The organism is Streptomyces sp. NPDC057002 (assembly GCF_042673825.1).
Classification (GTDB): Bacteria; Actinomycetota; Actinomycetes; order Streptomycetales; family Streptomycetaceae; genus Streptomyces.
In genome coordinates this window covers 103,437-128,476 of sequence record NZ_JBHURZ010000005.1, presented here as the reverse complement: position 1 = coordinate 128,476, position 25,040 = coordinate 103,437, and the positions used below count along the sequence as shown (strand labels likewise).

21 protein-coding genes and 1 pseudogene are annotated in these 25,040 nt (G+C 70.1%); 8 read left to right on the top strand and 14 right to left on the bottom strand.

Annotated features, from left to right (window positions below; translation table 11 throughout):
- Window positions 1–16: 16 nt before the first annotated feature.
- Both ACFT32_RS24795 and ACFT32_RS24790 read left to right on the top strand, forming a co-directional pair.
- Window positions 17–475: an RrF2 family transcriptional regulator gene (locus tag ACFT32_RS24795; RefSeq protein ID WP_382493088.1), complete on the top strand. Its 459-nt coding sequence runs from the start codon at window positions 17–19 to the stop codon at window positions 473–475.
- A gap of 328 nt (window positions 476–803) precedes the next feature.
- The gene (locus ACFT32_RS24790) at window positions 804–1,448 is read left to right on the top strand and encodes a DUF4360 domain-containing protein (protein WP_382493085.1); all 645 of its coding nucleotides are present in this window, start codon (window positions 804–806) and stop codon (window positions 1,446–1,448) included.
- 131 nt (window positions 1,449–1,579) lie between these two features.
- Here the strand turns inward: ACFT32_RS24790 and ACFT32_RS24785 are convergent, their stop codons facing one another.
- Window positions 1,580–3,691 carry an acyltransferase family protein gene (locus ACFT32_RS24785; protein ID WP_382493082.1) on the bottom strand — a complete coding sequence of 704 codons (2,112 nt, stop codon included), beginning with the start codon at window positions 3,689–3,691 and terminating at the stop codon, window positions 1,580–1,582.
- Window positions 3,692–3,911: 220 nt separating this feature from the next.
- On the opposite strand from ACFT32_RS24785, the gene ACFT32_RS24780 reads away from it, so the two are divergent.
- Window positions 3,912–4,466 (top strand): YciI family protein, encoded by a 555-nt coding sequence (locus tag ACFT32_RS24780; RefSeq protein ID WP_382493080.1) that lies wholly within the window; start codon window positions 3,912–3,914, stop codon window positions 4,464–4,466.
- A 63-nt stretch (window positions 4,467–4,529) separates the two neighbouring features.
- On the opposite strand, the gene ACFT32_RS24775 is transcribed toward ACFT32_RS24780, so the two are convergent.
- A complete protein-coding gene (locus ACFT32_RS24775) occupies window positions 4,530–5,315 on the bottom strand; it encodes an intradiol ring-cleavage dioxygenase (RefSeq protein WP_382493078.1) in 786 nt (261 codons plus the stop codon).
- Window positions 5,316–5,936: 621 nt separating this feature from the next.
- Here ACFT32_RS24775 and ACFT32_RS24770 point away from each other — a divergent pair.
- On the top strand, window positions 5,937–6,125 hold the full coding sequence (locus tag ACFT32_RS24770) for a hypothetical protein (RefSeq protein ID WP_382493075.1): 189 nt from the start codon (window positions 5,937–5,939) through the stop codon (window positions 6,123–6,125).
- Window positions 6,126–6,193: 68 nt separating this feature from the next.
- Here ACFT32_RS24770 and ACFT32_RS24765 read toward each other — a convergent pair whose 3' ends face one another.
- Both ACFT32_RS24765 and ACFT32_RS24760 read right to left on the bottom strand, forming a co-directional pair.
- Window positions 6,194–6,244, bottom strand: coding sequence for a hypothetical protein (locus ACFT32_RS24765; RefSeq protein WP_382494623.1), 51 nt, complete (start codon window positions 6,242–6,244; stop codon window positions 6,194–6,196).
- Between the two features lie 37 nt (window positions 6,245–6,281).
- Window positions 6,282–6,953, bottom strand: a pseudogene (locus tag ACFT32_RS24760) (Scr1 family TA system antitoxin-like transcriptional regulator); the annotation flags it as partial.
- Here ACFT32_RS24760 and ACFT32_RS24755 point away from each other — a divergent pair.
- From ACFT32_RS24755 to ACFT32_RS24745, 3 genes are all read left to right on the top strand, one after another.
- Window positions 6,874–7,233 (top strand): hypothetical protein, encoded by a 360-nt coding sequence (locus ACFT32_RS24755; protein ID WP_382494620.1) that lies wholly within the window; start codon window positions 6,874–6,876, stop codon window positions 7,231–7,233. The pseudogene ACFT32_RS24760 and the gene ACFT32_RS24755 overlap by 80 nt on opposite strands.
- 105 nt (window positions 7,234–7,338) lie before the next feature.
- Window positions 7,339–7,863 (top strand): RNA polymerase sigma factor, encoded by a 525-nt coding sequence (locus tag ACFT32_RS24750; RefSeq protein WP_382493073.1) that lies wholly within the window; start codon window positions 7,339–7,341, stop codon window positions 7,861–7,863.
- Window positions 7,864–7,950: 87 nt separating this feature from the next.
- Window positions 7,951–8,355: a hypothetical protein gene (locus ACFT32_RS24745; protein WP_382493070.1), complete on the top strand. Its 405-nt coding sequence runs from the start codon at window positions 7,951–7,953 to the stop codon at window positions 8,353–8,355.
- Between the two features lie 31 nt (window positions 8,356–8,386).
- Here the strand turns inward: ACFT32_RS24745 and ACFT32_RS24740 are convergent, their stop codons facing one another.
- Window positions 8,387–11,659 (bottom strand): BTAD domain-containing putative transcriptional regulator, encoded by a 3,273-nt coding sequence (locus ACFT32_RS24740; protein ID WP_382493067.1) that lies wholly within the window; start codon window positions 11,657–11,659, stop codon window positions 8,387–8,389.
- A 237-nt stretch (window positions 11,660–11,896) separates the two neighbouring features.
- Here ACFT32_RS24740 and ACFT32_RS24735 point away from each other — a divergent pair, with 237 nt between their 5' ends.
- Window positions 11,897–12,877, top strand: coding sequence for an arabinan endo-1,5-alpha-L-arabinosidase (locus ACFT32_RS24735; RefSeq protein ID WP_382493064.1), 981 nt, complete (start codon window positions 11,897–11,899; stop codon window positions 12,875–12,877).
- Window positions 12,878–12,898: 21 nt separating this feature from the next.
- On the opposite strand, the gene ACFT32_RS24730 is transcribed toward ACFT32_RS24735, so the two are convergent.
- From ACFT32_RS24730 to ACFT32_RS24690, 9 genes are all read right to left on the bottom strand, one after another.
- Window positions 12,899–14,671, bottom strand: coding sequence for a pyridoxal phosphate-dependent aminotransferase (locus ACFT32_RS24730; protein WP_382493062.1), 1,773 nt, complete (start codon window positions 14,669–14,671; stop codon window positions 12,899–12,901).
- Between the two features lie 162 nt (window positions 14,672–14,833).
- The gene (locus ACFT32_RS24725) at window positions 14,834–15,982 is read right to left on the bottom strand and encodes an aldose epimerase family protein (RefSeq protein WP_382493059.1); all 1,149 of its coding nucleotides are present in this window, start codon (window positions 15,980–15,982) and stop codon (window positions 14,834–14,836) included.
- A gap of 58 nt (window positions 15,983–16,040) precedes the next feature.
- Window positions 16,041–17,285, bottom strand: a complete 1,245-nt coding sequence (gene mmsB, locus ACFT32_RS24720; RefSeq protein WP_382493056.1) for a multiple monosaccharide ABC transporter permease — start codon at window positions 17,283–17,285, stop codon at window positions 16,041–16,043.
- Entirely contained in the window at window positions 17,282–18,832 is a 1,551-nt protein-coding gene (mmsA, locus tag ACFT32_RS24715; RefSeq protein WP_382493053.1) for a multiple monosaccharide ABC transporter ATP-binding protein, read from the bottom strand. Before mmsA ends, mmsB begins: the two co-directional genes overlap by 4 nt.
- 46 nt (window positions 18,833–18,878) lie before the next feature.
- Window positions 18,879–19,991, bottom strand: a complete 1,113-nt coding sequence (chvE, locus tag ACFT32_RS24710) for a multiple monosaccharide ABC transporter substrate-binding protein (RefSeq protein ID WP_382493051.1) — start codon at window positions 19,989–19,991, stop codon at window positions 18,879–18,881.
- Between the two features lie 142 nt (window positions 19,992–20,133).
- A complete protein-coding gene (locus ACFT32_RS24705) occupies window positions 20,134–21,102 on the bottom strand; it encodes a hypothetical protein (RefSeq protein WP_382493048.1) in 969 nt (322 codons plus the stop codon).
- A 112-nt stretch (window positions 21,103–21,214) separates the two neighbouring features.
- Window positions 21,215–22,219, bottom strand: coding sequence for a zinc-binding dehydrogenase (locus ACFT32_RS24700; RefSeq protein WP_382493046.1), 1,005 nt, complete (start codon window positions 22,217–22,219; stop codon window positions 21,215–21,217).
- A gap of 49 nt (window positions 22,220–22,268) precedes the next feature.
- Window positions 22,269–23,432 (bottom strand): mandelate racemase/muconate lactonizing enzyme family protein, encoded by a 1,164-nt coding sequence (locus ACFT32_RS24695; protein WP_382493043.1) that lies wholly within the window; start codon window positions 23,430–23,432, stop codon window positions 22,269–22,271.
- Between the two features lie 1,122 nt (window positions 23,433–24,554).
- Complete coding sequence (locus ACFT32_RS24690; RefSeq protein WP_382493040.1) at window positions 24,555–24,995, bottom strand: MarR family winged helix-turn-helix transcriptional regulator; 441 nt, start codon at window positions 24,993–24,995, stop codon at window positions 24,555–24,557.
- Between the last annotated feature and the right edge of the window lie 45 nt (window positions 24,996–25,040).

Genomic DNA, 25,040 nt, shown 5'->3' with positions numbered 1-25,040 from the left:
CCGCGACAATGGTCCTATGAGGATCTCGGCACGTGCGGACTACGCGGTACGAGCGGTCGTGGAGCTGGCTGCCCGGCAGGAGGAAGGGCCGGTCAAGGCGGAGGCCGTCGCCACCGCGCAGGACATCCCCCACAAGTTCCTGGAGGGGATCCTCGGCGATCTGCGGCGCGGGGGTGTGGTCGACAGCAGGCGGGGCGGGGGCGGCGGCTACCGGCTGGCCCGGGAGGCCTCGGAGATCACCGTCGCGGACGTGATCCGGGCGGTGGACGGGCCGATCGTCTCGGTGCGCGGCGAGCGCCCGACCGGCCTCGCCTACAGCGGAACCGCCGAGCCGCTGCTGCCGCTGTGGGTCGCCCTGCGGGCCAATGTGCGCAGGATCCTGGAGGGCGTGACGGTCGCCGACCTCGCGGCGGGCGCGCTGCCCGAGCAGGTGGAGCGGCTGGCGGCGGAACCGGCGGCCTGGGAGAACCCCTGACGGGCCGCGTCCGCGGGTGCTCCGGTGGGCGAATCCCTGGGTGATCCTCATCGCGTCCTCGGGGAGTCTCCTGGGGCTGAGGCACTGGACACTGGCTAAGGCACCCTATGCGCCCTCCCGCGCCCGGTGCGAAATCCCGCCACTGTGAATGGCCGGAGTGCGCCCTGGCCGACCCCTCCCGCCCTGCGTACGATGCGACCGCTCCCGACCTTCACAGCTCCTTCATGGAATGGTCACAGGCCGGGGGTGCATGCGCGGTCACCTGCTGTGATCTTGACATGCGCATGCCCACTTCATGATCCACCCCCCACGAACCGATGGGAGAACCATGGCCGGTGGCCTGCTCCTGAGCGGCGCGGTAGCCGCGCTCCTCACCAGCGCACTCCCCGCGACATCCCCGTCCTCCGGGTTCGACGACCCGCCCCCGGACAAGATCATCATCCAGGTCGCCACGGTGAACGGCTCCGGCTGTCCCCAGGGCACGGCAGCGGTCGCCGTCTCCGAGGACAACACCGCCTTCACGGTGACCTACAGCGACTACCTCGCCCAGGCAGGCGGGAACTCCGACCCGACCGCGTTCCGCAGGAACTGCCAGCTCAACCTGAAGGTCCACGTCCCCGGCGGCTTCACCTACGCCATCGCGAGCGCGGACTACCGAGGCTTCGCCGCCCTACAGCGCGGCGCGAGCGCGTCCCAGCGGGCCTCGTACTACTTCCAGGGCTCGCCCAGCACCGTGTACAAGAACCACCCCTTCAGCGGCCCCCTCAACGACAACTGGCAGGCCACCGACGAGACGGACTGGGCCCAACTGGTCTACGCACCCTGCGGAGTCCAGCGCAACTTCAACATCAACACCGAGATCCGGGTCAACGCCGGCACCCAGTCGGCCGACAAGGTCAGCTTCATGACGATGGACTCGACGGACGGGGACATCAGCACGGTGTACCACCTGGCGTGGAAGGAGTGCCCGTAGTCCTGACGGGCTGACGGGCTGACGGGCTGAACGGGAGCGGCCCACCCGCGGGGGTGGGCCGCGCTCGGTTGAGGGGCTTCTGTCGGACCAGCCGGGAGAAGCAGTCCCGTCGCTTTGATCACCCGGTGTGATCAGGGCGCGCCCACGAGGCGATCCAGCGATGGCGCCAGAACCGGGGCCAGTGCATCGGCGTACGCCTCCGAGAGGTGGCTGTCGTCGCGGTAGACGGCGGTGTCGGCGACGACGACGGGGCAGATGCCGGTGCGGGGGGCGCAGAGCCAGGGCGTGGGGTCGATGACGGTGGTGGCCGTCGTGGACGCGGCGGCACGGAGGGCGGTACCGCGGCTCGCGTCGCGGGTCGCGTCCGGCAAGTGGTTCGCGCAGGCACGTAGTTGCAGGGAGTTCCTGGCGGCGCAGTCGATCGGGTCGCCCTTGGGCCACGGAGTGTCGAGCAGCGCGGCGACCTGGGCGCCGGAGGTACCCAGGGTGCGAAAGGTCTCCTCGAAGCCGGTGGTCCACTGATGGACGGGGTCGGCGGCGGGGCGCGCAGGGTCTCCGGCGTCCGAGGAGGACACGACGACCAGGTCGGGACGCAAGGTCTTGATCCTTGCCATGGCGTGGGAGCGCCAGGTGTCGCAGGCGGTGTACGCCTTGTGGCCGCTGATGATGGTCACCTCGGCGACCTTGCAGGAGGCCTTCGTCAGCGAGACCAGCTTCCAGCCGCGTGTGGTCGAGAGCCGTTGCAGGGCCGGGAACCACTGGGCCGCGTGGGAGTCGCCGAAAAGGACGACCGTACGGGAGGAAGTCCGGTCGCCGTAGACGCAGGGCCGGGTGCCGGTAGCGGCGTAGTCGACGTGGCAGCCGTCCCCGTAGACCGCGGAGCGGGAGGACTTCACCTTCGGCAGGGGCGGGGCGAGGTTGCTCGGCAGGGCGGTGGGGGACGACGCGAGGAGTTCGGTGAGACGTGCCTGCGGGGCCGGTGCGCCGGCGAGGGCCTGCGCCAGCACGGGCGCGGGGTCGCCCACCTCGATCGTCGGCGGGACCGCGGTCGCCGTCAGGGACAGTGCCGAGGCGGCGGCCGACAGCGCGGCCCCGAGAGCCAGGGCGCGGCGGGGGCGCCCGCGGAAGGCCCGGTGGAAACGGACCGGGTTCTCGACGAGGCGCAGGGTCAGCCACGCCAGGCCCAGCGCCACCGCGCACAGCCCGAGCGCCAGCGGCACGTCGGCGGTGCCGTCGGCGCGGCCCAGCGCCGCCGGGGCTATGACCAGCAGCGGCCAGTGCCACAGGTACCAGCCGTACGAGAGTCCGCCGAGCCACACCAGCGGTCGCCGCCCCAGCAGCCACCCGGCGCCGTGCGGGGTGCGCGCGCAGCCGCCGGCCAGGACGAGCGCGGTACCGGCGACCGGCAGGAGGGCGTGGTAGCCGGGGAAGGGGGTCTCGACGTCGTACCAGACCGCCGACAGCGTGACGCAGGCCAGGCCGAGCCAGGTCAGCGGGCCCGCGAGGGCGGCGGGCAGCCGCTCGAGCCGGCCGGCGCCCAGCGCCAGGAGCGCGCCGACACCCAGTTCCCAGGCCCGGGTGAGGGAGCCGAAATACGCCCAGGGCGCCGAGGAGTGCGTCACGAGGACGCCCGCCGCGAACGACCCCAGGCACAGCATCCCGAGCGGCACCGCCACCCGTCGGCGTCGGCCGCGGGCGAGGCGCCAGGTGAGCAGCAGGAGCAGCGGCCACACCAGGTAGAACTGCTCCTCCACGGCGAGCGACCAGAAGTGCTGGAACGGCGACGGCGGGCTGTTCTGGGCGAGATAGTCCGTACCGGTCGCGGCCAGTCGCAAGTTGACCGCGTACAGCGCGCTGGCGAGGGCGTCGCCCGCGTACTCGGCGAGCCGCGCCTTCGACAGGAACAGCCACGCCCCGCCCAGTGTGACGGCGATGACCAGGGACGACGCGGGGAGCAGCCGCAGTGCCCGGCGGGCGTAGAAGGAACGGATCGACACCCGCCCGGTGGTGGCGAGTTCGCGCAGCAGCAGCGATGTGATGAGGAAGCCGGAGATGACGAAGAAGACGTCGACGCCGATGTAACCGCCGCTGACCTGGGACACGCCGGCATGGGAGAGCACCACCAGCCCGACGGCCACCGCGCGCAGCCCCTGGATGTCGAGCCGCAGGGCGTGGCCATGGGGCGGTGCGGATCTGGCGCGCGCCGGGACGGTACGTATCTCGGCGGTCGCGACGCTCGACATCAGGTGACTCCTCGGGGGACCGACATGCTTCGGATAGAAAGATCGGTCCGGCCGCCACCCGCGGTTCCGCTGTTGTCGCCCGACTTCGCCTCAGCCGCGAAGGTTCAACCGTGCGAAACCATGGGTTCACCCTCGTTCACCCTGGTTCACCCCGGTGGCAAGAGACATCGCGCCCCCTCGGCGTTGAGATCGGTTCCGTGGTGCGGAAAGGTTCGTGGCCATGGAGTTCTTCTGCTACCACCGTGATCGGGTCGGCTCCGTTCCGCTGCGCGACGAGCTGCTGGAGGAGCACTGGTCCTATATGGACCGGTACGCGGCTGAGCTGATCGCCCGTGGCCCGACCTTCGCCGACGACGGGTCGACTCCCACCGGCAGTGTCCACATCGTCGACCTCCCCGATCCCACCGCCGCCCGCGCGTTCGCCTTCGACGAGCCCAACCACCAGGCCGGCGTGTACCGGGACGTGCTGCTGCGCCGCTGGCGCAACATGCTGGGGCGCACCATGTGGGACTTCCCCGGCGGCCGGACGGCCGGCAACAGGTACCTGGTGATCGGCCTCGGCCCGGACCCGGCCACCGACCTTGATTTGCCGTCTTCGGTGGCCCGCGACGACCTGATCGCGTTTGGGTCGCTGCTGTCGGACGACGGTGAGGTGTGGGTGGGTACGGCGGTGCTGGTGAGGGCCTCGGATGCGGAGGCTGCGCGTGGGGTCCTGGCGGAGGGGCGGTATGCGGATGTCGAGGTGTGGGCTTGGGAGTTCGGGGGGCGGCGGTGACGAGTGGCCCCGGGCCGGCGGAGGGACTGCCGGCCTCTTCGGCCCGGGGCCGTACGTCGGGCGTCAGCCCTGTTCCACGCCCAGGGTCAGCGTGCCGGCGTAACCGGCGGAGGTCGTGCTGCCGAGGGGCGTGAGGGTGAGGAGGCCTGAGGCTGCGCCTCCCTCGTCGTAGATGGAGTCCTGGGCCAGGGTGGTGCGGGGGACCGTGTTGATCGCGTACTGGGCGAGGGCCGCGACCCTGGTCGTGATGGTTTCGCTGAAGAAGAGCTGGCCGGTGTGGAGTTCCTCGCCCCCGGTGAAGGAGCCGTCGGGGGTCAGGGTGACGTCCGTGTGGACCTTGATGTGGATGTGCACGCAGCGGCCTCGGTACCAGCCCGGGTAGACCGAGGTGATCTTCGCGACGCCGTTCGAGTCGGTGAGGACGCCGCCGCGCAGGAACGTGCCGTTGTCGGGCTCGTCATGGCCGTTGTTGCCCACGAAGCCGGAGTACTCGCCGAGCGCGTCCGAGTGCCAGATCTCGACCAGGGCGTTCTTGAGCGGGACGCAGGTGTCGTCGTCCACGACCGTGAGCGTCAGGTTCAGGGGGATGCCCGTCTTGTCCTCGCTGATGTCCGAGCGGACGTACTGTCCGTCGAGGTAGTACGGGCCTTCGGTCATCTCCTTGGTGAGTGTGCAGACGGCTGCGGCGGCCACGGGGGCGGTGGTCGTCGCGTCGGGGGCGGAGCTGTCGGTCGCTGCGGCCGCGCCGACTGCGAGGGTGGCGGCAGTGGCGCCGGTGGCGAGCAGTACGGTACGGCGGCCGATGGGGGTGCGTGCCGATGAGTTGGTGCCCGAGTTTTTGTCTGTCATGAGCACGGCAGGTTAGGAGGGGAGGCTGTCGGTGAGCTGTGAGTTCGGCAAAGTGATGGGGCGTCAAGTGTGTTGTCGGACAGGGGGTTTGCGAGGTGCTGGTGGGGCCGCCCGCTTCTTGGCCAGTGTCGTGCTTCCGCGAACCGAGTAAAGGGCGCTGCGCGTCGCCTTCGGCGATCGTCCTTCGGCCGACCCTTGACTCGGCTCGCTCCAGCACGGGAGAGAAGCGAGCGGGCGGCCGGGGAGGAACGGGTGGCCAGGGGCGTCGGGCCCTTCGGCGGGTGGAGTGGCTGCTCGGGGTTGCGGGGCGCGCGAGGGGGGTGGCGGCACGCCGGGTGGTCTTGGCGGCCGTCGACCGGTGGGTGTGCGGGCGTGCCGGGTGGGCTTGGCGGCAAGTGGGGCGCGTGTGCGGGGCATCGGCTGGCGGAGGGGGCGGGGCGAGCAGCAGTTGGAGCAATTGGGCTGCCTGTGAGGGGCAATGGCCAGGTCAGGTGTCTTGGGGTGGAGGCGGTGCAGGCCCAAGCGCTCCTATGGCAGTGGGGTTCCTGGTGCAGGGGTGCCGGCGCCGGGCAAGGCGACTGAGAGGATGGCGCTGACCATCACAAGAAATAGGGGTCGAGCATGCTCGTGCTCATACTGTCGGTCGTCGTTCTGCTCGTCATCGGCGGCTGCGTCTGCGTCTTCTGGGCGGCCCGGGGTGACGCCCCACGCTGGGCACGGGGTGTGGCCAAGGCGACGCTGCTCGGTAGCGAACTGACTCGCAGCGCGAGCCGGAGTTCCCGTTCGCAGCAGAGTGGCGGGGGCGAGTAGTCCCGCATCGCCGAGTGGCCATGGAGTCGGCCGAAGGGTCCGACGGCCCTGGCCACCGGCCCCGGCAGTTACTTGGTGGCGTGCGTGAGGAAAGCAGACCAAGTGGTGGGGGAGAGGATGAGCTGGGGCCCCTGTTTGTTCTTGGAGTCGCGGATGTCCTCGCATGCGCTGCAGCAGGCTCACGGAGTCTTCGAGGGAGAGAGCCTGTGCACGCATCCCGGCATACCTCCTCTGGAGCACGCTGACCACTTTGATCTCGACGTTGCGCAGCTTGGCGATCTCCAGCACGTGATCGATGAGTTCACGCGTCACCTCGACGCCGCCGGTGTGCCGTAGGAAAGCGTGCTCTTCGACGATGAAACTGAACGCGGTGTTCGGCTGCTCCGAGAGGAGCTTCTGTCGCTCGGCCCGTGCTGCCCACCGTTCCTCGATCTGCTGGTCGGCCGGCGGCGGCAGGTTGTCGGCGGCCAGTGCTCGTACGTACGCCTGCGTCTGCAAAAGGCCCGGGACCATCCGGCACTCGTAGGTGCACAAGGTGATCGCCGTCTTCTCCAACTGCGCCCACCGCCGAAACCAAGCCGCCAACCCCGGCTGCCTCTCCAGACACCCCGCCGCCTTCCGTAACGCCCCCGTCCTGCCGAACACCTCCTCCGCCCGGGTCACGAACTCCGGATCCGGCATCCGTCTCCCCAACTCCACGGACGCCACCGTGTGTTTGGAGAACCGCACCAGCTCGCCGAACTCCTCCCTGCTCAGCCCCGCGTGCTCGCGCAAGCCCTGGACCACCGCCCCGAACGTCCGCAGACTGTCCGACGACTCCGGCTCCATCGCGCCGTCGACCACTGTCGGTCACCTCCGGAGGCATGGTTACGGGACGTCACCAGTACTGTCCAGTCCGTCACCGCGTACGCTGCACGGCTGGGGGATCCCCCACGGCTCCGACGCCTCCGAGACCGTCGTCCTGATCGTCGCCGAGCTGGCCACGAACGCCGTGACGCACGGGCGTGTGCTCCTCGTCGACGCGCTCGCCGATCGGTGGGAGGTACTGCGGCGGGAGCCCGGCAAGACCGTTCGCGCCGAGGTCGATCTGCCGGGCACCGTCCCGTAGCGGCCCCAGTCGCCGCTCAACATTTCCTCAATCCTCCTTCCACGCACGCGGAGAAGAGTCCCCCTGCACAACGCTCTGCACGTACTCACGGGGATTGCAGGATCAATGAGCCAGACATCTGCCGAAGCCCGCAGCACGTCGTTCGACGAGGTGTTCTGTGGGATGTTGCCCAAGCTGTACGCCCGTGCGGCCGCCCTCAGCGGGGCCGCGCAGGGGGGTGAGGACGCCGTCCACGAGGTGTATCTGAAACTGGCCTCGCGGCCGCGGAGGTTTCTGGAGCATCCGGAGCCGGCCGCGTACGCCTTCTCCGCGCTGGCGAGTGCGACCCGGGACGCCTGGCGGCGTGAGCGCAGGCAGGTGCCGACCGCGGGGGAGGGGAGCGACGACCCGCACCGGGGAACCCTCGGCGCCTGGGACGGCGGTGTCGAGCAGCGTACCGCCGAGATCGAGGCCGTCCGGCTGCTGGATCAACTGCCGCGTCAGCAGGCCCGCGTGGTGATCCTCGTCGACCTGGACGGCTACACGACCGAGCAGGCGGCGCGGATCCTGGGGATAGGGCGGGGGACCGCGGCCCGGTACCGGACCCGGGCCGTGCGGCGCCTCCGTCGGCTGCTCGGACCTCGCGAGTGACGGGCGTCACAGCAATGCCTGACATGTGGGGCGACGGCCCCGTTCGTGTACCCGGTGAAAGCCCGACACGACTACGGGGAGCTGAACATGATCAAGCGTCGGATTCTGACCGGAACCCTTGCCGCCGTCGCGGTGGCGGGTCTGGCGACCCCGATGGCCGCGGCCGCGCCGTCCTCCGCGGCGTCCTCGGCACCGCAGACGAAGGTGAAGGCCTGCGAGCTGTACGCCGACAATGTGGTGCAGACCGGAAACGATCTCTCCGGCGCGGGAGGCCGCCGGGGCTGTGCCGGTGACGACTCCCAGACCGTCACGGTGACGACGTACAAGTGGGTCAACAACGGCTCCGACGTGAAGGTCGGATCCGCCACCCAGTCCGCCGCCAACGTCGACCTGACCGCGCGCGGCACCTGCAAGGGCAAGGGCTTCTACTACACCTACACGCAGGACAGCGCGGGCGGTGAGAGGTACAGCCCTCGCGTCGAGATGTGCTGACCTGCCGCAGCCACTGCCGTACCTCCCGGCGTCACACGAGGTCGCCGGGAGGGCGGGCGCCGGTGTCGTCGTAGAGGGCCCGTGCCCGTTGCCGGACCGCGCCGGCAGTGGGGTCGCCCAGGGCGTGCAGGGCCTGGCCGAGGACGACCAGGGACCTGGCCTCGCCCAGGCGGTGGCCCGTGCGGCGGTGGAGGGCGATCGCCGAGTGTGCGCGGGTGCGTCCGGCGACGGGCCGGTTCCGCGCGACGTGGATCGCCGCGAGCTCCGTCAGGGCCCGGGCCTTGACGACGTCGAAGCCGCCCCGGTGGGCGAGGGCCAGTGCCTGGCGGGCGTGGGCCAGTGCCTCGCGGTGGTGCCGGCGTACGCGGTGGGCCTCGGCGAGGCCGAGCAGGGTTTCCGCCTCGGTGCGCTGGTTGCCCACCTCGCGGGCGATGGACAGGGCGCGCTCGTGGGTGCGGGCGGCTTCCTCCGGGTGGCCCGTGCGCAGGCGGGCGTCGGCGAGTGTGGTCAGGGCGATCGCCAGCAGCCGGTTCCGGCCGGTGTTCTCGGCGAGGCGGAGGGAGCGTTCGGCGTACGTCAGCGCCTGCTCGTGGCGGCCGAGGTCCAACGCGATCCTGGCCGTGATGTCGAGGGTCGTGGGGTTGGCGTTCCGCGGTTCGGAGGGCACCGCCCCGGCGCCTGCCCCGGTGTCGTCGTCCGCCGCGCCCAGTGCCCTGGCCGCCTCCCGCAGCCTGCCCTGTTCCCAGTACACCGCGCTGAGCGCGGGCAGGCGATGGGCCTCGTCACCGGCTCCGGCACGGCGGAGCGTGCGCAGCGCCTGTTCCAGGTGTCCGGCGGACAGCTCCAGCCGGCCGCGGTCCCGGTAGGCCAGGCCGAGGCCGGTCAGTGCCTGTGCCTCGGCGTCGAGGCGTCCGGCCTCGCGGGACAGCCGGAGCGCCTCGGTGAAGTGCCGCAGGGCGTCGTCCAGGCGGGCCGCCTCCGCGTCGACCAGGCCGAGTCCGCCCAGGGCCAGGGCCTGGCCCAGCAGGTCGCCGGTCTCTCGGTGCAGGCGCAGGACACGGGTGTGATGGTCGATGGCCTGGGGGTGGTGGCCCATGTCCCAGTGGGCGATGCCCAGGCTGCGGTGCATGGCGGCCTGGCCGGGCTTGTCCTCGTCGGCCTCCGCCGCCCGCAGCGCGGCCTGGGCGGCGGACTGCCAGACGCCGCGCGGCAGGTCGAGCCAGCAGTAGCGCAGGAGGGCGGTCATCAGGTGCCAGGCGATGTGCCGTGGGCCGGAGTCGGCGGTGTGTTCCACGGCGGCCAGCAGATTGGCTCGTTCCGAGTCGAGCCGGTTCCGGGCTGCGGTGATCTCGTCCGGGGCGGCGGCGGGGGAGCCCTCCGGGCCGGCCGGGTCCCGGGGGAGTTGGGGGTACTGCCAGGGGAGGGCGCCGCCGGCCGTCTCGGCGGTGCGGAGGTAGGAGGCGAACAGGCGCTCCTCCGCCGCCGCCCGCTCCGGCCGGGGCTCCTCGGCAGTGGCGCGCTCGCGCGCGTAGTCGCGCAGCAGGTCGTGGAAGAGGTACCGGTCGGGTGCGGGGGACTCGATCAGGTGGGCCGTCGCCAGGGTGGTGAGGAGGGTTCCCGCCCGGGACTCGGAGGTGTCGAGGAGCGCCGCGGCGGCCGGGCGGGTGAGGTCGGGGCCGGGGATCAGGCCGAGGCGGCGGAAGAGCCGTCGGGCATCCGGGGCCAGGGCGCGGTAGGAGAGGCCGAAGGCGGCGCTCACGGCGGAGGAGCGGTCGTCGTCCAGCTCCAGCGTGGCCAGCCGGTCGCCGTCCGCCAGCTCGGCGGCCAGGTCGGCGAGGGGCCGGTCCCGGTCGCCGAGCAGATGCGCTGCGGCCACCCGCAGGGCCAGGGGCAGCAGCCCGCACCGGCGGGCCAGTTCCTCGGCCGCCTCCGGTTCGGCGGACACGCGCCGCTCGCCCAGTACGGCGGCCAGCAGCGCCCGGGCCTCGCGCGGGGCGAGGACGTCGAGGCGCAGCGGTTCGGCGCCGTTCTGGGCGACCAGGCCGGTCAGCCGGTGGCGGCTGGTGACCAGGACGCGGCAGGTGGGGCTGCCGGGCAGGAGCGGGCGGACCTGCCGGACGGAGGCGGCGTTGTCCAGCAGGATGAGCATCCGCCGCCCGTCCAGCAGGGAGCGGTAGCGGCGGGCCTGCTCGTCCGGGTCGGAGGGGATCTGCTGCGGCGTCAGACCCAGGCTGCGCAACAGCTGGCCGAGGGCCTGCTGCGGGTCCATGGGGGCGCTCTCGTGGTCGTAGCCGCGCAGGTTGACGTAGAGCTGGCCGTCGGGGAAGCGGTCCCGCACCTGGTGGGCGACGTGTACGGCCAGCGCGGTCTTGCCGACGCCCGCCGCGCCGCTGATCACCGAGATCACGACCGGCACCCCGGCCTGCCCGTCCTTTGCCGGAAGTGCGCCCAGCCGGGCCGTGGCTTCCGTGCGGCCGCTGAACCCGGCCACGTCGTGCGGCAGTTCGGCCGGTACGACGCGGGCAGCGGCGGGTTCCGGCGCCACGCGGGCACCGGCGGGCTCCGGCGGTTCGGCCGGGCCCCGCAGGATCCGGCGGTGCAGGGCCCGCAGTTCGGTGCCGGGGTCGACGCCGAGTTCCTCGGCGAGGCGGTGCCGGGTGTCCTCGTAGGCCTCCAGCGCCTCGGCCTGGCGGTCGCCGCGGCACAGTGCGGTCATCAGGTGCCGTACGACCCGTTCGTCCAGCGGATGCGCCGCGGCGAGCTGCCGTAGGCGCTCCAGCGCCTGGGCGTGGCGGTCCAGCCGTAATCCGAGTTCGTGGTACCGGAGTTCCGCCGTGAGGTGCTCGTCGCCCAGTCCGGCGCGGGTCTCCTCCGCCCAGGCGCCGAGCAGGCCCGACAGGGCTTCCCCGTGCCACAGGCCGAGGGCGTCGCGCAGCAGTTCGGCGGCCTGGCCGGTGTCGGCGGTGTGACGGGCCTCCGCCACCAGCCGGCGGAAGCGGTGGACGTCGACCGACTCGGGGGCGACATCGAGCAGATAGCCGCCGGAACTGCGCGTCAGGCGCACCCCGGAGGCGCCCGCGGAACGCAGTGCGGCACGCAACCGGCCCACGTACCCCGACAGGATGTTGCGGACCGAGCCCGGCGGGTTCTCGCCCCACACCCGGTCGATCAGCCGCTCCGCCGAGACCACCCGGCCCGCGTCGCACAACAGCACGGCCAGCACACACCGTTGCTTGGCATGGCCGAGATCGGCCGGGCCCGCACTTAGGTGGGCCTCCACGGTCCCGAGCAACCGGAACTCCACAGGGCCTCCCCCCTTCGTGCCGTGCCCTGGTCTCTTCCCCCTGTCCAGCCTCGATCGTCCGGCACCGGCCTAAACGGCCTCTCAACGGATCTTCAACGGATCTCCCAGGCCGGTCACACCGGTTGCTGCGCGGACCATTGACGCGCAAGGGGTTCGATTCTACGGTCCCGTTCGAACTTGCGATCGCCGTTCGAGATGTCGACCAGCACTGTCACCCCCACCGCAAGGAGGATCCGCATGAGCCGCTCCGTCCTGCGCAAGAGAACCGCCCTGCTCGCCCTCCCCGTCGCGTTCCTGCTCGCCCTCGTCCCGGGCACGGCGTCCGCGTACCCCAACCCGGGCCGCGTCACCGGTGACATCGTCACCCACGACCCGTCGATGATCCGCACCTCGTCCGGCCAGTACCTGCTCTACGCCACCGGCGGGGGCATCGCCAACAAGACGTCCGGCGACCGTACGGCCTTCAGGAACGGCGCCGACGCGTTCTCCAGCAGGCCGAGCTGGTGGCGGAACTACTCCTCCGTGCCGGAGGCCTGGGCGCCGGACATCTCGTACCACGGCGGCAAGTACCTGATGTACTACTCCGTCTCGAAGTTCGGCTCGAACACGTCCGCCATCGGACTCGCGACCTCCAGCACCGGCCAGCCGGGCAGCTGGACCGACCAGGGCACCGTCTACACCTCGAACTCCGCGAGCGACTTCAACGCCATCGACCCGAACCTCTTCGTGAACGACGACGGCAAGTGGTGGCTGTCCTTGGGCAGTTGGTGGACCGGGCTCAAGATGATCCAGATCAACCCGTCCACCGGGAAGCAGCTCTCCTCCAACACCACCCGCTACTCGCTCGCCTCCCGCCCCACCGGGACCAAGGCCGTCGAGGCGCCCTTCATCGTCAAACGGGGTGGCTACTACTACCTCTTCGCCTCGTACGACACCTGCTGTGCCGGCACCGGCTCGACGTACAAGGTCAAGGTCGGCCGCGCCTCCAGCATCACGGGACCGTACGTCGACCGGAACGGCGTTTCGATGATGAACAACGGCGGCACGCCCGTCCTGGAGTCGCACGGCAATGTCATCGGCCCCGGCGGACAGTCGATCATGAAGGACGTCGACGGCGACCTGATCGTCTACCACTACTACGACGGCAACGACAACGGCACACCCAAGCTGGGCATCAACCTCCTGAACTGGAGCAGTGGCTGGCCCGTCGCCTACTGACGTCGCTACGGCGAGACGCTTCTAGCCCGCGGCCCCCATGCCCGCCGCGTTGGGCCAGGCCTGGGTCCCGGGCCAGCCCGTGGCCGGGGCGGGTGACAAGCCGTTCGTTCCCCTGACCTGAGCGGCCGTCAGGCCGCCCCGGGCGGGAACACCCGGCGGGGTGGGCCCGGCGGCGGCGGGTATGGGAGCCGGCGCCGGAGCAGGGACCGGCGCCGGGGCTGGGGTGGGGACCGGAGCCGGAGCCGGAGCCGGGGCTTGGGCGACGGGTGCCAGCGGCTGCTGGACCGGTGCGGCCATGGGCTGCGGAGCGGGCTGCGGCACCGGCTGGGGCACGGGCTGCGGCACCGCCTGCGGCATCTGCTGCTGCCCCATCTGGCCCATCTGGCCCATCTGCCCCATCTGCCCCATCGCCGGCATCTGGCCCATCTGCGCCGCCGCCGGCATCGGCATCCCTCCGCCCGGGCCCGCCGGTGCGGCGGACGCGGTGGCGGGGAGCGGCATGCCGGTGCCGGCGGCAGCCGGGGCGGCGGCGGGCCCCGGACCACCGAAACCGGTGGCCTGAGCGGCGAGCCCCCGCATGCCCGACCCGTTGGTCTCGCTCACCAGACGGTCCACGGCCGCCGTACCGGAGCTGTAGCTGGTCCCGTTGCCCAGCTCCGATACGGCGGCTCCCCTCCTGGACGTCCCGTAGAGCACCTGTTCCAGGCCGGACACCAGGCGACGCACGTCCACCTGGGGGCGCACGACGAGACGCAGGAAGCGACTGGACGAACCGATCTTGTTGCCGCACTCGCGGACCAGGATCCGGTGCTCGGTGAGCATCCTGTCCCGGACCACGGTGCCCTCGGCGCCCACGGGCAGGCGCACGAAGAGGAAGTTGCCCTGCGACGGGTAGACCGTCAGCCCGGGCAGGGAAGAGAGCTGGCTGGCCATGTCGAGCCGGTCGCGGCGCACCTGCTGGAGGCTCTGCGCGTACTCGGCGCCGTGCTCCTTGAGCATGAACACCACGTGCTCGGCGAAGGAGTTGAGGTTCCACTTCGGCAGCATCGACCGGACGCGGCCCGCGAGCGCCGGGTTGGCGACGAGGTAGCCGAAGCGGATGCCGTGCAGGCCGAAGTTTTTGCCGAGGCTGCGCAGCACGATGACGTTGGGCCGCAGCATGGCCTCCTGGACGACGGACGGCTCCGCCTCGGCGTCCGCGAACTCCAGGAACGACTCGTCGATGACGACCAGGTCGAGGTCGGCCATGGCGTCCATGAACTGCACGATGGCGTGCTTGTGGAGGAAGCCGCCGTCGGGGTTGTTGGGGTTGCAGATGACGGCGACACGCGTGCCCCTCGCGCGGATGAACTCGGCGTACTGCGCCAGGTCGAGGGCGAAGCCGCTGGACTCCTGGAGCGGGAACATGTCGACCCGCTTGCCGGTCTCCATGGGCTGGTCGGTCCAGCGGCCGAAGGTGGGGACGGGGACGGCGAGGGACTCGCGGACCAGCAGATGGTCGATCCAGGTGATGAGCTCGGTGGAACCGTTGCCCATGGCCACGCACTGCGGCGGCAGCTGGAGCAGGCTGCACAGTTCGGCCGTGATGGTGTCGGCGCCGCTCGGGTAGTACGTGATGATGTCGCGGAGTCTGGCCGACATGTCGTCGAACATGGCCGGAGTGGGGAAGTAGGGGTTGCAGGGGATACAGAAGTCCACCGGCCCCGCGCCTTCGCCGCCCTCACGTGTCAACGCCGCCATCGACGGGCTGTGCGCCGCGGTGCTGCGGAACAGCGACGTGACGTTGTCGGCCATGGAACCTCCGTATGAGGCGGGTCCGTTGGGGACGGCCGGACCCGACGTTTAAGGGCGGCCCGCGCGGGGGAGCGCGGGCCGCCCTTACATACGGGGACTGTGGTGACACTGTTCAACCGTTGGGAATCCGGTCAGAACTTGTGTCCAACCTGTGAAGGCTTGTCAGCAGTCGAACGTGTGGATCGTAGTCGTCCGGTAGGTCTGCCCGGGCCGCAGCACCGTGGACGGGAACTTCGGCTTGTTCGGCGAGTCCGGGAAGTGCTGCGTCTCCAGGCAGAGCGCGTCGCCCTGCCGGTAGGTGCGGCCGGACGGGCCGGTCAGCGTGCCGTCGAGGAAGTTGCCGGAGTAGAACTGCAGGCCCGGCTCGTTCGTGGCGATCTTCAGGGTGCGGCCGGAGGCGGGGTCGCGCAGGGTGGCGACATGCTCGGGCCGGGCGGTGAGGCCCTTGTCGAGCACCCAGTTGTGGTCGAAGCCCTTGGCGGTCACCAGCTGGGGGTGCGAGACGCGGATGTCCCGGCCGATCGGCTTGGCCCGGCCGAAGTCGAAGGGCGTGCCCGCGACCTTGGCCAGCTCGCCCGTGGGGATCAGGCCCGCGTCGGTGGGCGTGTAGCGGGAGGCGGCGATCTGGAGCTCGTGGTCCTCGATCGTGCCGCTGCCCTCGCCGGCGAGGTTCCAGTAGACGTGGCTGGTGAGGTTGACGACGGTGGCCTTGTCGGTGGTGGCCTCGTAGTCGATGCGCCAGTCGCCCTGCCGGGTGAGCGTGTACGTCACCTTCGCCTTGAGCGTGCCCGGGTAGCCCATCTCCCCGTCGACGCTCGTGTAGTACAGGTGCAGACCGACGTCCGAGCCCTTGGTGAACGGCTCGATGTCCCACACGCGCTTGTCGAAGCCCTGGGTGCCGCCGTGCAGGCTCTGCTCACCGTCGTTGACGGACAGCTGGTAGTTCTTGCCGTCGAGGGCGAACTTGCCCTTGCCGATGCGGTTGCCGTAGCGGCCGATCAGGGCGCCGAAGTACGGGCTCTTGGCGACGTAGTCCTCGACGTTGTCGAAGCCCGCGGAGACGTTGGCGTAGCGGTCGCGGCGGTCGGGGATCTCCAGGGACTGGACGATGCCGCCGTAGGAGAGGACCTTCAGGCGGGTGCCGCCGTTCTCGAGGGCCCAGCTGTAGATCTTGGTGCCGTCGGCGAGCTTGCCGAAGAGCGTCTTCACCGGCTTCCTGCCTCCCGTGGCGTGCGCCGTGCCGCCGAGGGTGGTGGCGGCTATGCCCGCCGCCGCTGCTCCGGCGATGACCGTGCGTCTGTTCAGTTCCATGCGTGCGGCTCCCGTATAAGGAGAGGGCCCCGCCTTCCCGGCGGGGCCCCGATCTGACTTACGAACCGACCTTGCGCTTGTTCCACACGTCGAACCCGACCGCCGCCAGCAGGACCAGGCCCTTGATGACCTGCTGCCAGTCGGTGCCGATGCCGACGAGGTTCATACCGTTGTTCAGCACGCCCAGGACCAGGCCACCGATGATCGCGCCGAGCACGGTGCCGACACCGCCGCTCATCGACGCACCGCCGATGAACGAGGCCGCGATCGCCTCCAGCTCGAAGTTGAGGCCGGCCTTGGGAGAGGCCGCGTTGAAGCGGGCGGCGAAGACCAGACCCGCCAGGGCCGCGAGCATGCCCATGTTCAGGAAGACCAGGAAGGTGACCTTCTTGTCCTTCACACCCGACAGCTTGGCCGCGGGCAGGTTGCCGCCGATCGCGTAGATGTGGCGGCCGATGATCGCGTTGCGCATCACATAGCCGAAGCCGACGAGCAGCACGCCCAGGATGAGCAGCACGATCGGGGCGCCCTTGTAGCTGGCCAGCAGCATCGTCAGCGTGAGGATGGCGGCGCCGAGCGCGACCAGCTTCAGCAGGAACAGCTTGAAGGGCGGGACGTCGAGGGAGAACTCCTGCTGCCGCCTGCGATCACGGACCTCCTGGAAGACCACGAACGCGATCATCGCGAAGCCCAGCAGCAGCGTCAGGTTGTGGTAGTTGGTCTTCGGGCCGACCTCGGGCAGGAAGCCGTTGGCGACCTTCTGCAGACCCTCCGGGAACGGGCCGAGCGTCTGCCCCTCCAGGAAGATCTCGGTCAGACCGCGGAAGATCAGCATGCCCGCCAGGGTCACGATGAACGACGGTATGCCGCCGTACGCGATGAAGAACCCCTGGATGGCACCCGCGACCGCGCCGACGGCGAGGCACAGCACTACGGCGAGCAGCCACGGTATGTCGTGTTTGACCATGAACACGGCGGCCATCGAGCCGACGAACGCCGTCAGCGAGCCGACCGACAGGTCGATGTGGCCCGCGATGATGACCAGCATCATGCCGATCGCGAGGATCAGGATGTAGCTGTTCTGCAGCACCAGGTTGGAGACGTTGCGCGGCAGCAGCAGGTCGCCGTCGGTCCACACGGCGAACAGGACCACGATCAGGCCGAGGGCGAACAGCATGCCGTACTGCCGCATGTTGCGGCGCATACCGTCCAGCATCAGCTGCAGCAGTCCGTTGCCGGCGCCCTCCCCTCCCTTGCCGGTCGGCGCCGGGGCCGGCGTCTTGGCGGTCACGTCCGTGCTCATCGGGTTACCTCTTTGTCCTTCGTCATCTGACGCATCAGCGATTCCTGGGAGGCCTCGGCCCTCGAGAACTCACCGGTCAGCCGCCCCGCGGCCATCGTGTAGATGCGGTCGCACATACCGAGCAGTTCGGGCAGCTCGGAGGAGATGAAGACGACCGCCTTGCCCTGGGCGGCCAGCTGGTCGATGACCGTGTAGATCTCGTACTTGGCACCGACGTCGATACCGCGGGTCGGCTCGTCCAGGATCAGCACGTCCGGACCCGAGAAGATCCACTTGCTGAGGACGACCTTCTGCTGGTTGCCGCCGGACAGCTTGCCCACCGGCTCGAAGACGGTCGGTGCCTTGATGTTCATGGACTTGCGGAAGCTCTCGGCGACCTGCCGCTCCTCGTGCTCGTCGACCACACCGCGCTTGGCGACCTTGCCCAGGGCGCTCAGCGAGATGTTGCGGTTGATGGTGTCGATGAGGTTGAGGCCGTAGTGCTTGCGGTCCTCGGTGACGTACGCGATCCCGTGCTTGACCGCCTCGGGAACGGTCTTGGTACGGATCTCGGTGCCGTCCTTGAGGACCGTGCCGCCCGCGTACCGGCCGTACGTCCGCCCGAAGACGCTCATCGCGAGTTCGGTGCGGCCGGCGCCCATCAGGCCCGCGATGCCGACGATCTCGCCGCGCCGCACCTGGAGCGACACATCGTCGACGACCTTGCGCTGCTGGTCGATCGGGTGGTGCACGGTCCAGCCGCGGATCTCCAGGGCGGGCGCCACGCCCTCCTCGGGCTCGTGCGGCGACCGCTCCGGGAAGCGGTGCTCCAGGTCGCGGCCGACCATGCCGCTGATGATCCGGTCCTCGGTGGTCTCCGCGGCCTTCACATCGAGGGTCTCGATGCTCTGGCCGTCGCGGATGATCGTCACCGAGTCGGCGACCTTGCGGATCTCGTTGAGCTTGTGGGAGATGATGATCGAGGTGATGCCCTGGTTCTTCAACTCCAGGATGAGATCGAGGAGTTTGCCGCTGTCCTCGTCGTTCAGCGCGGCGGTCGGCTCATCCAGGATGAGCAGCTTCACCTTCTTCGACAGGGCCTTCGCGATCTCCACGAGCTGCTGCTTGCCCACGCCGATGTCGGCGACGCGGGTGTCCGGGTGGTCGGAGAGACCGACCCGGCGCAGCAGTTCGGTGGCGTGCCGCAGGGTCTCGGTCCAGCTGATGATCCCGCGGGTGGCGTGCTCGTTGCCGAGGAAGATGTTCTCCGCGAGGGAGAGGTAGGGCACCAGGGCCAGTTCCTGGTGGATGATCACGATGCCGTGCTCTTCGCTGGCCCGGATGTCCTTGAACTGGCAGACCTCACCCTCGAAGAGGATGTCGCCCTCGTAGGTGCCGTGCGGGTGGACGCCGGAGAGGACCTTCATCAGGGTCGACTTGCCGGCGCCGTTCTCCCCGCAGATGGCGTGGACCTCGCCCTGCCGGACGGTCAGTGTGACGTCCGACAGCGCCTTGACGCCGGGAAAGGTCTTGACGATCGAGCGCATTTCCAGGACGGGTCCCGCCATGGTCGTGCCTTCCAATCAGTGGTGAATCGTCGGTCGGTGGCGGGGACTACTTGACGTCGCTCTCCTTGAGGTAGCCGGAGTCGATGAGCTCCTTCTGGTAGTTGCTCTTGTCGACGGCGACCGGCTCCAGCAGGTAGGCCGGGACGACCTTCGCGCCGTTGTCGTAGGTCTTGGTGTCGTTGACCTCGGGCTTCTTGTCGTTCAGCAGCGCGTCGACCATGTTCGAGGACACCTTGGCGAGCCTTCGGAGGTCCTTGAAGACGCTCATCGACTGCTGGCCGGCGATGATCGACTTCACCGAGGCGACCTCGGCGTCCTGGCCCGTGACGACCGGCAGCGGCTTGCTCTTGGAGCCGTAGTCGTCCGACTTCAGCGCCGACAGGATGCCGATGGAGATGCCGTCGTAGGGGGAGAGGACCGCGTCGACGCGCTCGCTCTTGTAGGCCGAGGTCAGGATGTCGTCCATGCGCTTCTGGGCGGTGCCGCCGTCCCAGCGCAGGGTGGTGACCTGGTTGAGCTTGGTCTGCTTGGAGCGGACGACGAGCTGCTTCTTGTCGATGTAGGGCTGCAGGACCTTCATCGCGCCGCCGAAGAAGTAGCGGGTGTTGTTGTCGTCGTTGGAGCCGGCGAACAGCTCGATGTTGAAGGGGCCCTTCTTGGAGCCGTCCTTCAGGCCGAGCTTCTCGACGATGTAGGTGCCCTGGAGCTCGCCGACCTTCTCGTTGTCGAACGAGGCGTAGTAGTCGACGTTCTGCGTGCCGAGGATCAGGCGGTCGTAGGAGATGACCGGGATGTTCGCGTCCTTGGCCTGCTGGAGCACGTTGTTCATCGACTTGTTGTCGATCGCGGCGACGATCAGCGCCTTGACGCCCTGCGTGATCAGGTTCTCGACCTGGGAGACCTGCTGGTCCGGGTCGTCCTCGCCGTAGACCAGCTTGGTCTTGTAGCCCTTGGACTCCAGCTCCTTGACGACGTTGTTGCCGTCGGCGATCCAGCGCTCGGAGGACTTGGTCGGCATCGCGATGCCGATGGTGCCTCCCTTGGCGTCCCCTTCGCTCTCCTTGCTGCCGCCCTCGCTGCTCTGGCCGCAGGCGGACAGGGTCAGGGCGAGGGACGCGGCTCCGGCTATGGCGGCGAGAGCGGCTCTGCGGTTACGCATATTGATCATCCTTGATCTGTGTGCAGGGCTCGGTCCGGTGGGCGCGAAGTCGCTCCGGGTGGTCGTGCCGGAAAGACCGAGAAGAGTTGTGTCGGATTGTGGTCGGCTGTGTCTTCTTTTGTGAAGCCGAGTTTCCGGAACGTTATGCCGAGATTTCGAACCGTTGTAGATCGCCCGGCAGTCGCGAGCCGAGCGGCGCCATGTCGCCGTCCGCCCCGTGGCGCGCCAGCAGGTCCAGGGCGAGCCGGCCGCGTCGCACGCGTTCCTTGGCGGTGGCCAGGGTCAGCTCCCGCATGTGGTGCCCGTAGGGGTAGATCCCGGGCGCCTTCGACAGGCCGAACTTCAGGTACAACGGGGCGCCGCGCCGGATGAGTTCGGCGACCTCGTACATCCGGACGTAGCCGCCGAGGTCGTCGGGGGCCTCGATGTACATGTCCATGGGAGCGCCGGACACCCGGCGGATCTCGGTGAGGTGATCGAGCGTCAGGTCGCTGGGCACATTGACCGAGTCGGCGCCCAGGTTCTCGTACACCGCGTACGCCGCCGGGTTGACCGGCCCGATGAGCGCGCTCACCTTGAGGGTCGTGTCGGCCGGGATGATGCCGGCCGTGCGCGCCCGGTGCAGGGTCCACAGCACGCCCTCGTCGGCGACGAGCAGGCACTTGACGCCCAACTCCGTGGCTCTGACGGCGTCTTCGACGCAACCGGCGACGGCGTCGTGGCCACGGGCTCTGAGGCCCGCGCCGCGCGAGTCGGTCCGGGTCGAGCCGCCGATGTCCCAGGTGCCGCGCGGGCCGGTGAACAGGCAGAGCTCGATGTCGCGTTCGGCCGTCGACTCGACCATCTCGGTGATCTCGGCGTCGGTCAGCATCCAGACACCGCTGCCCTGGCTGATCCGGTGGATCGGCACGTCCAGCCGCGAGGCCTCCTTCAAAACCACCGCCAGCGCCTCGGGACCCTCGCAGGAGGGGATCTCGGTGCGCCAGCGGCCGCCGCCGGGGAAGGAGTGCGGCGAGGCGTCGGCGGGGTCGAGGGCGGGCGCCTTCAGGCCGAGGTCGGCGAGCGCCTGCTCACCGGGCCTGCGGGCTGCCGTGGCGGAAGCGTCGGTCACAGGAATGTCCTTCGGTTCGATATTTCGGACGAGGTTCGCGGCTCTGGGTACGGCAAGGCTTGGGTGTACGCCGGTACGGGAGCCGTCAGGTTGCCCCCGTACCGGCGTACGTCTACGGGCGGAGCAACACCTTGCCCACCTTCGGATCGCCGGCTCCCACCAGCTCGATGGCCTGCGAGAACTCGGCGAGCGGCAGCTCGTGCGTCACCAGCGGCAGCGGATCGAGCAGACCGGCGGCGAACACCCGCACCGTGTGCGCCCAGGCGTCCGGCGGGGCACCGAAGACGGTGTGCACCTCCAGCTGCTTCACGACGAGATCGGTCGGGTCGAGGCCGTCGGCACCCGGCGCCGGGATACCGGTCAGCACCAGCCGGCCGCCCCGCCGGAGCAGCGCGGCGGAGATCCGGCCGGCGTCCGCGGACCCGGCCGTCTCGATCACCACGTCGATGTCGTCCGGGAGTTCCTGGTCCTTCGTCCGGAAGTCCGTCGCGCCGTACTGCCGCGACAGCGCCTCACGGTCCCGGCGGGTGCCGACGACCAGCAGCTCGGCCGGCGAGTTCGCCTTCAGGAACTGCACGGCGAACATGCCGAGCGTCCCGGTGCCGACCACGGCCACCCGCTCGCCGGGCTGGGCGTTCGCCTTCAGCGCGGCGGCCGCGATACAGGCGGCGGGCTCCAGGAGGGCCGCGGCGGTCAGGTCGCAGTCGTCCGGAAGGGCGTGCAGGAGACGGGCGGGGAGCGTCAGCGTGGCCGCCATCGCGCCCGGCTGGGTGAACCCGGTCTCCTCGTAACCGGCCGTGCACAGCGTCGTGTCGCCCGCGTGGCAGCGGTCGCAGACCTGGCAGTTGCGGAAGCCCTCACCGACGACCTTGCGGCCGACGAGGGACTCCGGGACACCCGCGCCCACGGCCTCGACCGTCCCGGACCACTCGTGGCCCGGGGTGAGCGGGTAGCGCACATAGCCCTCGGGGCGGTTGCCCTGGTAGACCTCGCGGTCGCTGCCGCAGATGCCGGACGCGTGGACACGGACCAGAGCCTCTCCGGCCTCGGGCCGCCGGGGCTCGTGCGGGACGAGACGGTGCTCGCCCGGGGCGTCGATGACGACCGCGGTGCTCACGTCGCTCCTTGGGTTTTCGAAGCTTTCGAAGCCTTCGGGGGCCGGGTGGTCACTGCGTGCCCTTCGGCTTGCGCTGCTCCCAGCCCTCCGCCCAGAGGTCGAAACGGGCCTGCTGCTGCGGGAACTCGGCGGCGGCGTCCACGTCCAGCTCGACACCCAGTCCGGGGGCGTCGGAGAGGTGGAAGCAGCCGTCCTCCGGGTTCACCTGCGGGGCGCCCTTGACGACCTTCTTGATCTCCGCGTCTGCGAAGTCGTTGAAGTGCTCCAGGATCTTGAAGTTCGGGGAGGTGAAGCCGACCTGGAGGGAGGCGGCGGTCAGGACCGGGCCGCCGACGTTGTGCGGGGCCACCAGCATGTAGTGCGTCTCGGCCGTCGCCGCGAGCTTCCGGGTCTCCCAGATTCCACCGATATGGCCGACGTCCGGCTGGATGATGTCGACGGCCTGGCTCTCGAACAGCTCCCGGAACTCGATCCGGTCATGGATGCGCTCACCGGTGGCGACCGGCATGTCGACCTTGGCCGCGACCTTCTCCAGGGCCTTGAGGTTCTCCGGCGGGACCGGCTCCTCCAGCCACGCCGGGTTGAACGGCGCCAGGTCCCTGGCCAGGCGTACGGCCGTGGCGGGGGAGAAGCGGCCGTGCATCTCCAGCATCAGCTCCGCCTCGGGGCCGATGGCGTCCCGGACCGCCTCGATGAGGGAGACGGCGTACATGGTCCCCTGGTGGTCCAGCTCGAAGTGACCCGTGCCGAACGGGTCGATCTTGAGCGCCCGGTAGCCGCGCTCCATCACGCCCTGGGCGGCCTTGTGGTACGCCTCGGGTGTCCGCTCCGTGGTGTACCAGCCGTTGGCGTACGCCTTGACCTTGTCGGTGACCTTGCCGCCCAGCAGCTGCCAGACGGGGACGCCGAGGGCCTTGCCCTTGATGTCCCAGCAGGCCATCTCGATCACGGCGATACCGGACATCACGATCTCGCCCGCGCGGCCGTAGTCGCCGTACTTCATGCGCTTGACGAGGTCCTCGACAGCGAAGGGGTCGGAGCCGAGAATGTGGTTGGCCTCGGCCTCCCTCAGGTATCCGAGAAGGGCGTCGGTGTGTCCCAGCATCCGGGTCTCGCCGACTCCGGTGATCCCCTCGTCGGTGTGCACCTGGACGTAGGTCAGGTTGCGCCACGGCGTCCCGACCACGTGTGTGCTGATTCCGGTGATGCGCACGGCGGTTGTCCCTCGCAGCTTCGTCGGCTCAGTTCCGTCAGTCATTCAGTTCATTCAGCCAGTTCGACGTGTTCGAGATTTCGGCACACGTTCGAAATGCTGGCGTGACAGTAAGGACGCGGTGGTCGGGGTGTCAATGGGTCGCGCGCATAACGGTTTCGACAGTTTCGAAACCATGGGTGAGGCGTGTCCGTACAGAACCTTCACAGCTGGATCTAGGAACGTTACCGGCGCGGAACTTAACCTTCCCGCGTCATGGACTACTGCGACCCGTGCCGACGGCACCTCAACGGCGCGCTGGCCTGCCCGGGGTGCGGCACCTCGGCGGATGCGCTGCGCTGGCGTGAGCCTGAGCCTGAGCGTGAGTACGGCGATCGCGATGACCCGGGCGAGTCTGCCGGGGCGGGCAGGTCCGAGGCTGAGCGCGACGACTACGACGACTCCGAAGACGACGATGAGCCCGTGGGGCGTGCTGCTCGGCGGCGTGGACGCGGGCCGGTCGCCGATGGGCCCGGTGGTGGGGCGAGCCGACGGGACCGGAAGGCGGCAGCGCACCGCCGGCGGCGGCGCCGGACCCTGTTCGTCGCGGCCGGTTTCGTGCTGGCGGCGGGTGGCCTGAGCCTCGCCGAACTGGGCATGGACGCGCCGAAGTCGACGTCGAAGCCGGCGGAGGCCGAGGGTGAGTCGGCGGAGTCGGTCGAGACGGTCCGCCCCGCGGGCGACAAAGCCGGGGTTGAGGGAACGTCGAGGTCCCCTTCCCCAGAGGCGTCTGACTCCCCGTCGGCTTCGAAGTCCCCGAAGGACGAGAAGTCAAAGGACGACGAGCCGACCCGGACTCCCACGGCCGAACCGACCCAGAGCCGCCCGCCCGCGGCCCCCACGGCGGCCCCTCAGCCCCCGGCCCCGACCCGAACCACAGCCCCGACGACCCCGGCCCCGACCCCGGAACCGTCCCCGACGAAGACCTGCAACCGCTTCCTGTGGTGGTGCGCTTAGCTGCGGGCAATCGTGCCGCTAGGGGCGGCACGGGTGGGCGCAGCGGCACCTCGTCGCGCCGAGCTGCGCAACGCCCGGCCTCGCTTCGACCCCGAGCACCCCGCAACCCCCAGCACCATCCCGACCTCACCCCAGCATCCCCCGAAGCGCATCCCGCAACGCCACCCTCTCCCCCTCGGAGAGCCCCGCCAACGGCTCCCGGGCGAACCGCAGGGACTCCCGCAGACTCCGGGCCACCCGCCGCCCCTCACCCGTCGCCGCCGCCACCTTCACCCTCCGGTCCGCGGGATCCGGCTGTCGTTCCACCAGCCCCCGCGCCTCCAGCCGGTCCACGATCCCCGTGACGTTGGACGGCTCGCACTTCAACCGCTGGGCGAGCCTCCGCATGGGCAGCGGCTCGAGGCACAGCAGGTTCAGCAGCCGCGCCTGCGCCCCGGTGAGGGAGTGTTCCGCCGCCGCCTCCTCGTAGTCCTCGTGGAACCGGGCCACGACCTCCCCGATGAGCTCGACGACCTCGAGGGTCAGCGCGTCGGGGCGGGAGTCCGGGGTCGGTGTGGTGGAAACCATGGCATCGAGGGTACCCGTTTATTTGACAACATGAAATTTCCAGGC

Excerpts from the sequence above, each read along its gene's own strand:
- mmsA (WP_382493053.1), bottom strand. The coding sequence starts at position 18,832 with ATGGCGGGACCCGTCCTGGAAATGCGCTCGATCGTCAAGACCTTTCCC.
- mmsB (WP_382493056.1), bottom strand. The coding sequence starts at position 17,285 with ATGAGCACGGACGTGACCGCCAAGACGCCGGCCCCGGCGCCGACCGGC.
- ACFT32_RS24735 (WP_382493064.1), top strand. The coding sequence starts at position 11,897 with ATGAGCCGCTCCGTCCTGCGCAAGAGAACCGCCCTGCTCGCCCTCCCC.
- ACFT32_RS24780 (WP_382493080.1), top strand. The coding sequence starts at position 3,912 with ATGGAGTTCTTCTGCTACCACCGTGATCGGGTCGGCTCCGTTCCGCTG.
- chvE (WP_382493051.1), bottom strand. The coding sequence starts at position 19,991 with ATGCGTAACCGCAGAGCCGCTCTCGCCGCCATAGCCGGAGCCGCGTCC.
- ACFT32_RS24730 (WP_382493062.1), bottom strand. The coding sequence starts at position 14,671 with ATGGCCGACAACGTCACGTCGCTGTTCCGCAGCACCGCGGCGCACAGC.
- ACFT32_RS24785 (WP_382493082.1), bottom strand. The coding sequence starts at position 3,691 with ATGTCGAGCGTCGCGACCGCCGAGATACGTACCGTCCCGGCGCGCGCC.
- ACFT32_RS24750 (WP_382493073.1), top strand. The coding sequence starts at position 7,339 with ATGAGCCAGACATCTGCCGAAGCCCGCAGCACGTCGTTCGACGAGGTG.
- ACFT32_RS24770 (WP_382493075.1), top strand. The coding sequence starts at position 5,937 with ATGCTCGTGCTCATACTGTCGGTCGTCGTTCTGCTCGTCATCGGCGGC.
- ACFT32_RS24690 (WP_382493040.1), bottom strand. The coding sequence starts at position 24,995 with ATGGTTTCCACCACACCGACCCCGGACTCCCGCCCCGACGCGCTGACC.
- ACFT32_RS24745 (WP_382493070.1), top strand. The coding sequence starts at position 7,951 with ATGATCAAGCGTCGGATTCTGACCGGAACCCTTGCCGCCGTCGCGGTG.
- ACFT32_RS24775 (WP_382493078.1), bottom strand. The coding sequence starts at position 5,315 with ATGACAGACAAAAACTCGGGCACCAACTCATCGGCACGCACCCCCATC.
- ACFT32_RS24725 (WP_382493059.1), bottom strand. The coding sequence starts at position 15,982 with ATGGAACTGAACAGACGCACGGTCATCGCCGGAGCAGCGGCGGCGGGC.
- ACFT32_RS24795 (WP_382493088.1), top strand. The coding sequence starts at position 17 with ATGAGGATCTCGGCACGTGCGGACTACGCGGTACGAGCGGTCGTGGAG.
- ACFT32_RS24790 (WP_382493085.1), top strand. The coding sequence starts at position 804 with ATGGCCGGTGGCCTGCTCCTGAGCGGCGCGGTAGCCGCGCTCCTCACC.